Source organism: Streptococcus mitis (genome assembly GCF_000722705.1).
Taxonomy (GTDB): Bacteria; Bacillota; Bacilli; order Lactobacillales; family Streptococcaceae; genus Streptococcus; species Streptococcus mitis_P.
The window spans coordinates 25,606-38,371 of record NZ_JPFW01000006.1 but is presented as its reverse complement, the minus strand read 5'-3'; the positions used below and the strand labels follow the sequence as shown (position 1 = coordinate 38,371).

Genomic DNA, 12,766 nt, shown 5'->3' with positions numbered 1-12,766 from the left:
CCCCAACTCCATCCTTTTCACTTATTTTGTCAAAGTAGCATAAATCTCTTCTACCAAAGCCTCTGTATTTTCCCAACCTAGGCAAGGATCGGTAATAGAGCAACCAAAGACCTCTGGTTGGTTTTGACGACCATCTGCTAGGTAGGATTCAATCATAAAGCCTCGAACCGTCTTTTTGATTTTCTCATTCCAATCACGATTTTGCAAGGTCTGGCGAACAATTCGAATCTGCTCCATATATTGCTTGCCTGAGTTATCATGGTTGGTGTCAATGAGGATAAAAGGATTTTCAAGTCCCATTGTCTCATAACGTTCAATGGCATTTAGCAGGGTTTCATAGTAAAAGTTAGGCTCATTTTTCCCATATTCATTGACTGCTCCACGGAGGATAACGTGGGCCAAAGGATTACCTGAAGTCTCAACTTCTTGGCCATGGAAAAGGAAGGTCTGTTTGTTTTGGGCGGCATAGATGCCATTAAACATGACACCCAAATTTCCAGAGGTTGGATTTTTCATCCCGACTGGTGAATCAATTCCTGAGGCCACAAAGCGGTGCTCTTGGTCTTCCACAGAACGAGCTCCCACAGCATGGTAGCTGACCAAATCATCTACCAAGACCAGATTTGACGGATAAAGCATCTCATCCGCCGTTGTCAAACCAGTCTCTGTAATCACGCGGTAGTGCAACTGGCGCACAGCCTGCAAGCCATTAATCAGACTTGGAGCCTTAGAAATATCTGGTTGATGTACCAAGCCTTTATAGCCGTCTCCATTGGTACGAGGTTTGGCAGTATAAACACGCATAACCATGAAAATCTTGTCCGCCACCTTCTTTTGCAAGGCAGATAAACGGCGGGCATATTCCAAGACAGCTTCTTCATTATCAGAAGAGCAAGGACCAATCACCAAAAGAATTCTATCATCTTCTCCTGAAATAATGTCTGCCAATTCTCTATCACGACGCTCCTTTAGTCGCAGGGCTTCCGCAGACAATTGGGTTTCTGCCTTGATTGCTTCAATATCGATTTCTTGACCTTTTTCAATAAATGCCATCTTATTCTCCTAGCGTTTGGTAGATTTCTCTGACAAGAGCTTCCGTATTTTCCCAGCCAAGGCAAGGGTCTGTGATAGACTTGCCAAATACTTCCGGTTCGTTCTGACGGCCGTCTTCTAGATAAGACTCAATCATAAAGCCACGAACGTACTGCTTGATTTTTTCATTCCAATCACGGTTAATCAAGGTCTGGCGGACAATTCGAATCTGATCCATATATTGCTTACCAGAGTTGTCATGATTGGTATCCACGATGATAAAGGGATTTTCCAAGCCCATCTTCTCATACTGGGCAATGGTGTCCATCAAATTATCATAGTAGTAGTTAGGAATATTCTTACCATACTCATTGGTCGCTCCACGAAGAATGGCATGCGAAAGCGGGTTCCCAGTTGTCTCCACTTCTTTTCCTAGGAAAAGGAAACTCTGTTTGTTTTGAGCAGCATAAATCCCATTAAACATGACATTGAGATTTCCAGAGGTCGGATTTTTAAAACCAGTCGCAAAATCTGCCCCACTTGCCACAAAGCGATGTTGCTGGTCTTCAACTGAACGGGCACCAACCGCCATGTAAGAAATCAAATCATCTACAAGCGGAAGATTTTCAGGATAAAGCATTTCGTCAGCTGTCGTCATGCCTGTTTCTGTGATGACACGATAGTGAAGATGGCGCACGGCTTTGATTCCGTTGATGAGGCTAGGGGCTTCTGCCGCATTAGGCTGGTGAATCAAGCCCTTATAGCCATCTCCGTTAGTACGAGGTTTTGCAGTGTAAACACGCATGACCATAAAGATACGGTCTGCCACTTCTTCTTGCAAAACTGCCAAACGCTTAGCGTACTCAAGAACAGCTTCTTCATTGTCAGATGAGCATGGCCCGATTACCAAGAGAATCCGTTGGTCTTCTCCACGTATAATGGCTTCTAGCTCTTGATCGCGCTGTGATTTTCTCTCCAAAGCTTGGCCTTCCAATTTTGATAAGGCACGAACTTCTTCAATATTAATTTTAGGACTTTTTGCTGTAAATACCATAACTCATCTCCTTATAAAGCAAACGGATACCAAGTAAAAATTTACTTTTCACAAGGTATCCGCCTCTAAACTATCTCATTTTATTGTCTTTTACCGTGACAGTTTTTAAACTTCTTACCAGAACCACATGGGCAAAGTTCATTCCGTCCAATCTGGCTCAAATCCAAATCTTCTGGCATGTTTGCTTGGTGGGCAGCGATATTGCGAGTCGCTGTTGTACTGATATGGTGTTCTGCTTGTGGTCTTTCTTGTTCATGAATTTGTGCTTTCATCATCAAACGTGTCACATCAAACTCAATCGAACCAATCATATCATTAAACATACGGAAACCTTCTGCCTGATACTCAACAACTGGGTTGTTCTGAGCATAGCCACGAAGTCCAACCGCGTTACGCAATTGATCGAGGGCATCGATATGATCTGTCCACTTGTTATCTACCACTCGTAGAATCAAAACTTTTTGGAATTCTTTGACTGCTTCTTCATCGCGTAGTTTTGAAACCTGACTATCGTAAACTTGCAAGGCACGTTGGAAGAGCTCTTCCTTAATGGCCTTATCAGACAAGCCTGACAAGTCTTCGATTGAAATTGAATCTTCAGGAAGCAAGTTGTACTTAGCAAAGTTCAAAATTGCTTCTAATTTTTCATCCTGTTTGGCACGCGCATGACCATCAACGACACGACCAATCGTGCGTTTGATCATAGCCTGAATTTCAGGTGCCAAATCACGGTCTGCAGTGATGACATCGTAACGTTGAGCATAGATAATCTCACGTTGTTCACGCATGACATCGTCGTATTGAAGGACTTGTTTACGAGTATCGTAGTTATTTCCTTCGACACGTTTTTGCGCTGCTTCAACCTGACGTGTCAACATACGAGACTCAATCGCCTCTTCAGACATGTTGAGACGTTCAAAGATTCCTTTCAAGCGTTCAGAACCAAAACGTTTCATCAAATCATCTTCAAGAGATAGGTAGAATTGTGACTCACCTGGGTCTCCTTGACGACCTGAACGTCCACGAAGCTGGTTATCGATACGACGGCTTTCATGGCGTTCTGTACCGATAACACAAAGTCCACCCAATTCGCGAACCCCTTCACCAAGCTTGATGTCGGTACCACGACCAGCCATGTTGGTTGCGATAGTAACAGCACCACGTTGACCAGCATTCATGATGATTTGGGCTTCTTTATAGTGGTTTTTGGCATTCAAGACTTCGTGAGGAACGCCAGCTGCGACCAATTTCTTAGAAATATAGTCACTAGTTTCAACCGCTACTGTACCAACCAAGACAGGCTGACCCTTTTGGTAACGAGCCTTAACGTCTTCGACAACCGCCTTAAACTTAGCCTCGATACTTGCATAAAGAAGGTCTGAGTGGTCAATACGTTGGACAGGACGGTTTGTTGGGATTGGAATAACACGAATGTTGTAAATTTCACGGAATTCTTCTTCCTCAGTCTTACCTGTACCCGTCATACCAGACAATTTCTTGTACATACGGAAGAGGTTTTGGTAAGTGATTGAGGCAGATGTCTTGGTTTCATCCTGGATTGGCACACCTTCTTTAGCTTCAATGGCTTGGTGCAATCCATCAGAATAACGACGACCTTCCATAGTACGACCTGTAAATTGGTCGACAATCAAGATTTCTTGCTCTTCGCTGACCACATAGTCAATATCAAGAAGCATGATGTAGTTGGCACGAAGGGCATTATCGATAAAGTGAGTCAAAGCCACGTTTTCGATATCATAGAGATTTTCAAGCTTGAAGTAGCTTTCAGCCTTGTCAATCCCTGAATCAGACAAACCAATAGTCTTAGACTGCACATCGATAATGTAGTCGTCTTTGTCCAAAGATTTTACATAGTGGTCTGCCATATGGTAGAGCTGACTGGTTTCAACCGCGTTAGCACCTGATACGATCAATGGTGTACGGGCTTCGTCAATCAAGATAGAGTCAACCTCATCGACCAAGGCATAGTTAAGCGGACGTTGTACCATGTTTTCAGCGCGAACGACCATGTTATCACGAAGATAGTCAAATCCGATTTCTGAGTTGGTTGAGTAAGTGATATCACACTCATAGGCTTCTTTTTTCTCCATTGGAGATTTGGCAGCCAAGTTGATTCCTACTGACAAGCCAAGCCATGAGTACAATTCACCCATCTCAGTCGCGTCACGTTCTGATAGGTATTCATTGACCGTAACTACGTGAACCCCTTTACCTGAAAGGGCATTGAGGTATACTGGCATAGTCGCAGTCAAGGTTTTCCCTTCCCCTGTACGCATCTCTGGCACGTCACCATGGTGAAGAACGATTCCTCCCATGACCTGAACCTTATATGGGAAGAGACCTAGGACACGTTTGGCACCCTCACGGACAACCGCAAATGCTTCATAAAGCAATGAATCCAGTGATTCTCCATTTTGATAACGTTCTTTAAATTCAACTGTTTTTGCTTTTAGTTGGTCGTCAGTCAAAGCAGCCATTTGGTCTTCGTATTTGAAAACCTTATCAGCCATCTTTTCCAGACGACGGATTTCTCCTTTATCATTTTCGATAATTGTTTTTAAAATATTAGCCATGTTTTTCCTTACTTTAAATTCCGAATATTTTAGAATGTTCTTTTAATTTTAGCACAATTACTGATTATTTTCAAGGAAGAATCCCCATTTTGAAAAGGAAAAAGAGGCTAGTTTCCAAGCTAACCTCTCTGACTTTTATGATACTTTAATTGCCAAAAATCGGCAAAATCGCAAATAGGATAAATAGATTAATCCAAAGAGAAAAACAGCAGATCAATCCAAAAACAAAGAGACTGACTTTCTTGGACAGCAAGGCCATCAAAATCGACAGAATTCCAAAAACTAGCAAGACTTTCTGTATGCTGAAGAGGTCAATCTTTCCCCCCAGAATCGGACTGCCCCAAGGAAGAAAGAAGAAAGCAATCCAGATCAACAGAACTAAACCAATATAGACCTTAGAATAGCGTGTAATAAATGATTTTAGACGTTCCATAAGCTACCTCCTATCAATAAAAACCATATAAATCAATGTCTTCCACCCTTAGACTTTCCTAACTCCTTTCTTAGTCTAAGCATTTTTTTGAAACAGGAATAAGTTAACCAATTCAGACCAATAGCTAGCAGAATAAAAAGAAACCAAATACCCCAAGACCTGATATCTGTCCAATTTTTTAAAAGTATAGTGATAAAAAAGATTGAAACAACTGCCATGAATATTCCAAGCAAGGTAAAGAGCGGAAAATAAAACCAGTAAAAATAGTAAAATATTGGGAAAAACTTACTCTCTCTATTGCCCTTCTCAATCCAGTTATCAAAATAAAAGTAAGGTGCTAAAAGTAAGAATTTAAACAAATGTTCCATCATCAACACCTCGCTTTGATAGCGTTTTCTTCATCTTCATTCTATCAAAAAAATCTGGAAATGTCATTCCAGATCCTACTTTTTTATTTACGTTTTCTTGCGATAGGATGGATTGGTGTTCCTTCAAAGACAAAGGCCTTGTGGATTTGATTTTCGAAGAGTATAAATCAATGCCTTCCGCCTTTAGACTTCCCTAGTTCCCGTCTCAAACGAAACATTTTTTTGAAGAAGATGTAGTCTAGCCAGTCACTGCCTAGAGATAGGACTATCAACAGCAACCAAACACCCCAAGCACTCATATCTGATACATGTTTGAGAACAAGAGGGAAAAATAAGAATGAAAAAATTGTCAGATCCAGACTAAACAGAGCTAAAAGGGAAAAATAAATCCAGTAAAAATAGTAGATAATGGGGAAAAACTTACTGTTTCTATCAGCATTGTCTATCCAATAGAAAAAGTAAAAGTAAAAACAAGGAAATAAGAGTATCAATTGATTAAACGACAGTTTCATTATCGACACCTCTCTTTGTTAGCGCTTTCTTCAACTTCATTCTATCAAAAAAATCTGGAAATGTCATTCCAGATTCTACTTTTTTATTTACGTTTTCTTGCGATGAGATGGATTGGGGTTCCTTCAAAGACAAAGGCCTTGCGGATTTGATTTTCCAAGAAACGCAGGTAAGAAAAGTGCATGAGTTCTTCTTCATTGACAAAGATGACAAAGGTTGGTGGTTTGGTTGCCACTTGGGTCGCATAGAAGATCTTAAGACGTTTCCCTTTGTCTGTCGGTGTTGGGTTGATGGCAATGGCATCCATGATGACATCGTTCAAGACAGCTGATGGAATACGTGTATTTTGACTTTCGCTGATTTGCTTGATCATCTCAGGCAGTTTGTGGAGACGTTGCTTGGTCAAGGCTGATACAAAGATAATCGGTGCGTAAGGCAAGTATTGGAACTGCTCACGGATATCTTCTTCCCAGTTTTTCATGGTGTGGTTGTCTTTTTCAAGCGTATCCCACTTGTTGACAACGATAATCATCCCTTTACCAGCTTCATGGGCAAATCCTGCAATACGCTTGTCGTATTCACGGATGCCTTCTTCCGCATTGATGACCATCAAGACCACATCTGAGCGGTCAATAGCACGCATGGCACGCATGACAGAGTATTTCTCGGTATTTTCATAAACCTTACCAGACTTACGCATACCAGCCGTATCAATCATGGTAAACTCTTGACCATCTGTATCTGTAAAGTGGGTATCAATGGCGTCACGCGTTGTTCCAGCAACAGGACTAGCAATGACACGATCTTCTCCCAAAATAGCATTAATCAAGCTTGATTTTCCAACGTTTGGACGACCAATCAGACTAAACTTAATCACATCTGGATTTTCTTCTTCATATTCATGTGGAAGATTTTCTACGATGGCGTCTAGGACATCCCCTGTACCGATACCATGAACAGATGAGATAGGCAAGGGTTCACCCAAACCGAGAGCATAGAAATCATAGATATCATTTCGCATCTCAGGGTTGTCCACCTTGTTAACTGCGAGGATAACTGGTTTATGGGTCTTATAAAGCTTACGGGCTACGTATTCGTCCGCATCAGTAATTCCTTCCTTACCAGACACGACAAAAACGATAACATCAGCTTCTTCCATGGCAATTTCTGCCTGGTGCTTTATTTGTTCCATGAAAGGAGCATCGACATCATCGATTCCTCCTGTATCAATCATGCTAAACGAACGATTGAGCCACTCACCCGTCGCATAGATACGGTCACGTGTCACTCCTTCGACATCTTCTACAATGGAGATTCGCTCACCAGCGATCCGATTAAATAGGGTTGATTTCCCAACATTGGGACGTCCTACAATGGCAATAGTTGGTAGGGCCATAATTTCTCACTTTCTACAATAACTTCTTCTGTTCAAGATTTTTTCTAGTTGAGCTTGGTTCTGCTTGACCAAACTGTTCTGCTAGACGCTGACTCCAGCTTGTGGTTGCACGCGCTCCAGCATAGTCAGCCTGTACACGGTCATAAGCCTCAATCACATCAACTGTTTGCTCCTGATATTCCTCCTCAAATACCACCTGATTCAATGGCAAGCGGGGTTTGACTTCATGTTCTTCATTTGGAAGCCCCAGTGCCATCCCAAAAACTGGATAAGTATAGTCAGGCAGGTTAAAGAGCTCTGCTACTTCTTCTGACTTGTAACGCACCAAGCCAATGATGACACCCCCATAGCCCAAGCTTTCAGCTGCCAGCAAGGCATTTTGACCAGCAAGAGCCGCATCGACCGAACTAATCAAGAGACCTTCCACCCCTTGAGGTTGGAATGTATCCGTATGAAGTCGTGCTCCCTTTTCTGCTCTGTTCAAATCTCCGACAAAGAGAAGGAAAACAGCTGACTGGCGAATGGCTTCTTGAGGCACCAATTCATACAAGGCATCTTTCTTTTCTTGACTTTGTACCACAATCACCGAGTAGGATTGGAAATTTTTCCAAGACGAGGCCATCTGAGCTGCTGTCAGGATATCAGTCAAGTCTTCCTGAGGAAGGGCTTGCTCTTTAAACCTGCGCACTGAAGTGTGAACCTTCATTAATTTGATTGTTTCTGTCATCGACGGTTTACTCCTTCTAAACGAGTCTCCTCGGCCAAATAACGGATGCGTTCCATGACGCGTCTGGCTTCCCAGGTTTCGTCATTTCCATGTTTCCCTTTAGCGAAATGCAGCTCCAATTCTTCAAAGTTGAAGTTGGATGTGAAAAAGGTCGGTAAATTTTCCTGCATCCGATATTGGAGAATGACTTGTAAGATTTCATCCCGCACCCAAGCTGTTGATTGCTCGGCACCAATATCATCTAAAATCAGAACTTCAGAAAGCTTAATCTCATCCACCAAGGTCTTGACATTACCATCACCGATAGCATTTTTGACATCAATGACAAAGCTAGGATAGTGGAGGAGGGTTGATGAAACACCACGTTTTTCTGATAAATCATGGGCTAAGGCAGCCACCATGAAACTTTTACCCACACCAAAGTCTCCATACAAGTAAAGACCTTTTCGAATAGCTGGATATTGCTCCACGAAGGCTAATAGTTTTTCAAAAACTGGCAAGCGCCCCAAATCATCCAAGTCAACTTGAGCCAAACTAGCTTTCTTGAGACTGGCTGGCAGATTGATTAACTTGAGACGGTTCTTAATAGCCGCTTCTTTTTCAGCCGCGATTAGTTCAGGAGTTTCTTCATAAGAAACATCCGCATAGCCGTGGTTCATAACCAAAATAGGCTTATAACCTTTGGCAATATAATCCGTATCCCCACGGAGAAACTTATCACGCTCGGTGATGTACTGATTAAACTTGGAGATACTGCGATTCAATTCCTCTGGAGTAAGGGATTCTTGCTGTATAAAGGCCGCAACATCAGGATCCTTCATAATTTTCTGAACCAAATCTTGATAATGAAAACGGCTGGGTTGACGCTTGAGTACGTCTCCGACACTTTCCATCTAATCTCCTCCTTTTTCTAATCGAGCTAATAGTTCTTGTTTCTTACGTTCTAGTTCCAGACGAGTTTCCTCGCTGGTTTCATTCTTATAATCTGGATTGCTCCACTTGGGTACATTGGACTTGGCAGAACTAGGGTTACTGGTTTTTTGAGACTGCCTCTTCTGCCCTCGCTCACGAATACGCAAGACTGCCTCTTCTGCCGAATGAATCTTTTGATAGGCATAGTCATTAGCCACCTTCATGGCATATTTCTCATTGATATTTGCCGAATCCACCTTATTAAAGGTCAATAAGAGAATAATATTGATGACTTCATCCAGCAAGCCCAAGCCAGCCATCTGTTGCAAGAGTTCTCTTTCTGTTTGGGTAATGGTTCCCTTGCGTGTTTGCTTGATTTCTGCCAAGAACTGCAGGGCAGTCTTACTTTTGGCTTCTTTGATGATGGTCGCTTCCTTAGGACTAAAGTCAGAGGAAACTGGTTTTTGAGCGATTTTTTCCCGCATGCGTTTGGTTGAAATAACCTGGGAAACAGCTGTTGACTTGGCCAATTGATAGGTCTCAAACCAAGTCCATTTCTTCTCCTCGGCAATGGCAAAGAGGTTTAAGACATCGGACTGCTCATCCGCAAAACGAAGCCCATCTCGAGCCATAAGCTGACGAAAATGGTCCAAGTCAAAATCGTTGGCCACTTTCTTCTTGAGACCAAGGTCTTCTTGACTTCCCAGTTCTGCCAAATCTGGAAAGACTTGATTGAGTGAGACAGGTATTTCTTCTCCCTCAGCACTCTTAACTTTCAAATCCTCCACAGCTGCATCGCCAATCTTTTTCTCCAAAAGTCTGCGATAAACAGGATGCTCCAAGAAATCTTGACTTGAAAGAGGAGCATGGAGGGCTAGCTGATAGGTATCCCCCTTTTGATAAAGGGTTAAGAGATTGAAAGCAGATAGGATTTTCAGGGATTTTATCAATCTATCCATCCCAAAGTTGAGATGGTTGAGAATGCTTGAAAAGAGGTATTCCTTTCTGCCATTATCCCAAAAACTAATCGTATAAAGATAAAGGCTCAGTGCCTCCTGACCGATAATCGGGAGGTAGCACTGTACCAGAGATGAGGTATCTTGCGACACCCGATTATTCTTTAAATAAGAAAAACGGTCAATTGGCTTCATTTATCTTTCCTTTTTCTTTTTAGAGGACTGGGTAATTTGTTGGAGCAAGCTCTCTAGTTCACTGACATCCTTAAAACTACGATAGACACTGGCAAAACGTACATAAGTAATCTCGTCCAGTTCAGCCAACTCCTCCATGACGAGTGAACCAATGTCCTCACTTTGAATTTCATTTTCATTTCGACCACGGAGTTTCTGTTCGATACGATTGACTACCATGTTGATTTCATCACTTGACACAGGACGTTTCTGGGCTGAGCGGATAATCCCATTAAAGATTTTATCTCTGGAGAATTGTTCCCGTGTGCCATCTTTTTTAACAACTACTAAGGTTCTTTCTTCTACTCGTTCGTAGGTTGTAAAACGGTGTTGGCATTCATCGCACTCACGTCTTCTACGAATGGTGTTCCCTTCTTCTGCTTGGCGACTATCGATAACACTTGACTTGGTAGCCCCACATTTTGGACAACGCATCCTTTCCCTCCTTATCGTTTTCTTTTCATTATACCATTTTTTAAACGATTCCCAAAACAATTCTTCTTTTTGCTTGACAAGTTTTTTGTTTTGTTGTATTATTTAATTAAGACAAAAGGATAGGAGAAAGGAGACCGAGATGTCCTGGACATTTGACAATAAAAAACCCATTTATTTACAGATTATGGAGAAAATCAAGCTTCAGATTGTTTCCCATACACTGGAACCCAATCAACAACTTCCAACCGTGAGAGAGTTAGCTAGCGAGGCCGGTGTCAATCCAAACACCATCCAAAGAGCCTTGTCAGACCTCGAACGTGAAGGCTTTGTCTACAGCAAGCGCACAACTGGACGATTTGTGACTGAGGATAAGGAACTGATCGCCCAATCGCGCAAACAACTATCCGAAGAAGAATTGGAACACTTCGTTTCCTCCATGACCCATTTTGGCTATGAAAAAGAAGAACTACCAGGCGTAGTCGGCGATTATATTAAAGGAGTTTAAGCCTATGTCATTACTAGCATTTGAAAATGTATCCAAATCATATGGAGCAACACCAGCCCTTGAAAATGTTTCTCTTGACATTCCAGCTGGAAAAATTGTTGGTCTCCTTGGTCCAAACGGTTCAGGAAAAACAACCTTGATTAAACTAATCAATGGCCTCTTACAACCAGATCAAGGACGCGTCCTTATCAACGACATGGACCCAAGCCCAGCAACCAAGGCCATCGTAGCTTATTTACCTGATACGACCTATCTCAATGAGCAAATGAAGGTCAAAGAAGCCTTAACCTACTTTAAGACCTTCTATAAAGATTTCAATCTTGAACGCGCCCACCATCTACTTGCAGATCTCGGAATTGATGAAAATAGTCGTCTCAAGAAACTATCAAAAGGTAACAAAGAAAAGGTACAGCTGATTTTGGTTATGAGCCGTGATGCTCGTCTCTATGTTCTGGATGAACCCATTGGTGGGGTGGACCCAGCAGCCCGTGAGTATATCCTCAATACTATTATCAACAACTACTCCCCAACTTCTACCGTTTTGATTTCTACCCACTTGATTTCAGATATCGAGCCAATCTTGGATGAAATTGTCTTCCTGAAGGACGGAAAAGTCGTCCGTCAAGGAAATGTAGATGACATTCGCTATGAGTCAGGTGAATCCATTGACCAACTCTTCCGTCAGGAATTTAAGGCCTAAGCAAAGGAGATTATTATGTTTTGGAATTTAGTTCGCTACGAATTTAAAAATGTTAACAAGTGGTATTTAGCTCTCTACGCATCCGTGCTCATCCTTTCCGTCCCCCTGGGAATGCAAGGACACTACTATAATTATATATCTTTCAAAGATAGCCAACCTTTCCTATTTATCTTTCTGGCTCTCGTCTTTGGCGGCTTGATAATTACACTTTGGATTTCAACCATTTTCTTGATTATCAAACGCTTCAAAGGTAGTGTCTATGACCGCCAAGGCTATCTGACTTTGACCTTGCCAGTTTCTGAGCACTATATCATCACAGCTAAATTAGTCGGAGCCTTCATCTGGTCTATACTTAGCTCGGCTGTACTGGCTCTAAGTGCTTTTCTTATTGTGACTATAACGGTTCCAGATTGGATGTCACATTATGACTGGTTCCCACTTGTAGGAACATACCTCCCTAAACTCTCTCTTGTGGGGTTATCCTTCCTACTAAATACTATTTCTGGAATCCTCTGCATTTACTTAGCCATTTCCATTGGACAACTGTTCAATGAATACCGTACCGCACTTGCTGTTGCAGCCTACATTGGTATCCAAATCGTCATAGGATTTATTGGAGTTTTCTTCAATACCAGTACTAACTTCTATGTCAATTCACTTGCAGGACTCAATGAGAATTTCTATATGGGAGCAAGTACATCCATTATCGAGGAACTCATTTTCATAGCTATCTACTACCTCGGAATCTACTATATCTTGAGAAATAAGGTTAATTTGCAATAGTTTCATAATCAAAAAGGATAACATCTCATCGCAGAGAGGCTATCCTTTTTCTTTTATCTCATTTTCTGTCTAACTTTATCTTACAGACGAATCCTTCTAACCAATTAATACTCTTCGAAAATCAAAT

General features: G+C 41.9%; 14 protein-coding genes. 3 read left to right on the top strand and 11 right to left on the bottom strand.

The annotated features are described in order from the left end of the window. Positions 1 to 21 precede the first annotated feature (21 nt). The 11 genes from SK642_RS02480 to nrdR form a co-directional block, all read right to left on the bottom strand. Positions 22 to 1,053, bottom strand: coding sequence for a 3-deoxy-7-phosphoheptulonate synthase (locus SK642_RS02480; RefSeq protein ID WP_033683220.1), 1,032 nt, complete (start codon positions 1,051 to 1,053; stop codon positions 22 to 24). Position 1,054: 1 nt separating this feature from the next. Continuing rightward, positions 1,055 to 2,086, bottom strand: a complete 1,032-nt coding sequence (locus SK642_RS02475; protein ID WP_033683219.1) for a 3-deoxy-7-phosphoheptulonate synthase — start codon at positions 2,084 to 2,086, stop codon at positions 1,055 to 1,057. 80 nt (positions 2,087 to 2,166) lie between these two features. Next, positions 2,167 to 4,680 carry a preprotein translocase subunit SecA gene (secA, locus tag SK642_RS02470; RefSeq protein WP_033683218.1) on the bottom strand — a complete coding sequence of 838 codons (2,514 nt, stop codon included), beginning with the start codon at positions 4,678 to 4,680 and terminating at the stop codon, positions 2,167 to 2,169. Between the two features lie 145 nt (positions 4,681 to 4,825). After that, positions 4,826 to 5,113, bottom strand: a complete 288-nt coding sequence (locus SK642_RS02465; RefSeq protein WP_033683217.1) for a hypothetical protein — start codon at positions 5,111 to 5,113, stop codon at positions 4,826 to 4,828. Between the two features lie 32 nt (positions 5,114 to 5,145). Continuing rightward, complete coding sequence (locus tag SK642_RS10865) at positions 5,146 to 5,481, bottom strand: hypothetical protein (RefSeq protein WP_033683216.1); 336 nt, start codon at positions 5,479 to 5,481, stop codon at positions 5,146 to 5,148. A 167-nt stretch (positions 5,482 to 5,648) separates the two neighbouring features. Further along, complete coding sequence (locus tag SK642_RS10860; protein ID WP_033683215.1) at positions 5,649 to 5,993, bottom strand: hypothetical protein; 345 nt, start codon at positions 5,991 to 5,993, stop codon at positions 5,649 to 5,651. Positions 5,994 to 6,076: 83 nt separating this feature from the next. Then, complete coding sequence (der, locus tag SK642_RS02450; protein ID WP_033683214.1) at positions 6,077 to 7,387, bottom strand: ribosome biogenesis GTPase Der; 1,311 nt, start codon at positions 7,385 to 7,387, stop codon at positions 6,077 to 6,079. A 13-nt stretch (positions 7,388 to 7,400) separates the two neighbouring features. Next, the gene (locus SK642_RS02445; protein WP_033683213.1) at positions 7,401 to 8,114 is read right to left on the bottom strand and encodes an NADPH-dependent oxidoreductase; all 714 of its coding nucleotides are present in this window, start codon (positions 8,112 to 8,114) and stop codon (positions 7,401 to 7,403) included. Continuing rightward, positions 8,111 to 9,007 (bottom strand): primosomal protein DnaI, encoded by an 897-nt coding sequence (gene dnaI / locus SK642_RS02440; RefSeq protein WP_033683212.1) that lies wholly within the window; start codon positions 9,005 to 9,007, stop codon positions 8,111 to 8,113. Before dnaI ends, SK642_RS02445 begins: the two co-directional genes overlap by 4 nt. After that, on the bottom strand, positions 9,008 to 10,177 hold the full coding sequence (locus SK642_RS02435) for a replication initiation and membrane attachment family protein (protein WP_033683211.1): 1,170 nt from the start codon (positions 10,175 to 10,177) through the stop codon (positions 9,008 to 9,010). Continuing rightward, positions 10,178 to 10,651 (bottom strand): transcriptional regulator NrdR, encoded by a 474-nt coding sequence (gene nrdR, locus SK642_RS02430; RefSeq protein ID WP_001203672.1) that lies wholly within the window; start codon positions 10,649 to 10,651, stop codon positions 10,178 to 10,180. A 139-nt stretch (positions 10,652 to 10,790) separates the two neighbouring features. Here nrdR and SK642_RS02425 point away from each other — a divergent pair, with 139 nt between their 5' ends. The 3 genes from SK642_RS02425 to SK642_RS02415 are packed head-to-tail and all read left to right on the top strand — an operon-like array spanning position 10,791 to position 12,639. Next, entirely contained in the window at positions 10,791 to 11,156 is a 366-nt protein-coding gene (locus SK642_RS02425; RefSeq protein ID WP_000119149.1) for a GntR family transcriptional regulator, read from the top strand. A gap of 4 nt (positions 11,157 to 11,160) precedes the next feature. Beyond that, positions 11,161 to 11,856 (top strand): ABC transporter ATP-binding protein, encoded by a 696-nt coding sequence (locus tag SK642_RS02420; RefSeq protein ID WP_000054197.1) that lies wholly within the window; start codon positions 11,161 to 11,163, stop codon positions 11,854 to 11,856. 15 nt (positions 11,857 to 11,871) lie between these two features. After that, positions 11,872 to 12,639, top strand: coding sequence for a hypothetical protein (locus SK642_RS02415; protein ID WP_033683210.1), 768 nt, complete (start codon positions 11,872 to 11,874; stop codon positions 12,637 to 12,639). Positions 12,640 to 12,766: the final 127 nt, after the last annotated feature.

What these genes read in the sequence shown, in the direction of transcription:
- SK642_RS02480 (WP_033683220.1), bottom strand. Translation starts at nt 1,053, where the DNA reads ATGGCATTTATTGAAAAAGGTCAAGAAATCGATATTGAAGCAATCAAG.
- SK642_RS02475 (WP_033683219.1), bottom strand. Translation starts at nt 2,086, where the DNA reads ATGGTATTTACAGCAAAAAGTCCTAAAATTAATATTGAAGAAGTTCGT.
- secA (WP_033683218.1), bottom strand. Translation starts at nt 4,680, where the DNA reads ATGGCTAATATTTTAAAAACAATTATCGAAAATGATAAAGGAGAAATC.
- SK642_RS02465 (WP_033683217.1), bottom strand. Translation starts at nt 5,113, where the DNA reads ATGGAACGTCTAAAATCATTTATTACACGCTATTCTAAGGTCTATATT.
- SK642_RS10865 (WP_033683216.1), bottom strand. Translation starts at nt 5,481, where the DNA reads ATGGAACATTTGTTTAAATTCTTACTTTTAGCACCTTACTTTTATTTT.
- SK642_RS10860 (WP_033683215.1), bottom strand. Translation starts at nt 5,993, where the DNA reads ATGAAACTGTCGTTTAATCAATTGATACTCTTATTTCCTTGTTTTTAC.
- der (WP_033683214.1), bottom strand. Translation starts at nt 7,387, where the DNA reads ATGGCCCTACCAACTATTGCCATTGTAGGACGTCCCAATGTTGGGAAA.
- SK642_RS02445 (WP_033683213.1), bottom strand. Translation starts at nt 8,114, where the DNA reads ATGACAGAAACAATCAAATTAATGAAGGTTCACACTTCAGTGCGCAGG.
- dnaI (WP_033683212.1), bottom strand. Translation starts at nt 9,007, where the DNA reads ATGGAAAGTGTCGGAGACGTACTCAAGCGTCAACCCAGCCGTTTTCAT.
- SK642_RS02435 (WP_033683211.1), bottom strand. Translation starts at nt 10,177, where the DNA reads ATGAAGCCAATTGACCGTTTTTCTTATTTAAAGAATAATCGGGTGTCG.
- nrdR (WP_001203672.1), bottom strand. Translation starts at nt 10,651, where the DNA reads ATGCGTTGTCCAAAATGTGGGGCTACCAAGTCAAGTGTTATCGATAGT.
- SK642_RS02425 (WP_000119149.1), top strand. Translation starts at nt 10,791, where the DNA reads ATGTCCTGGACATTTGACAATAAAAAACCCATTTATTTACAGATTATG.
- SK642_RS02420 (WP_000054197.1), top strand. Translation starts at nt 11,161, where the DNA reads ATGTCATTACTAGCATTTGAAAATGTATCCAAATCATATGGAGCAACA.
- SK642_RS02415 (WP_033683210.1), top strand. Translation starts at nt 11,872, where the DNA reads ATGTTTTGGAATTTAGTTCGCTACGAATTTAAAAATGTTAACAAGTGG.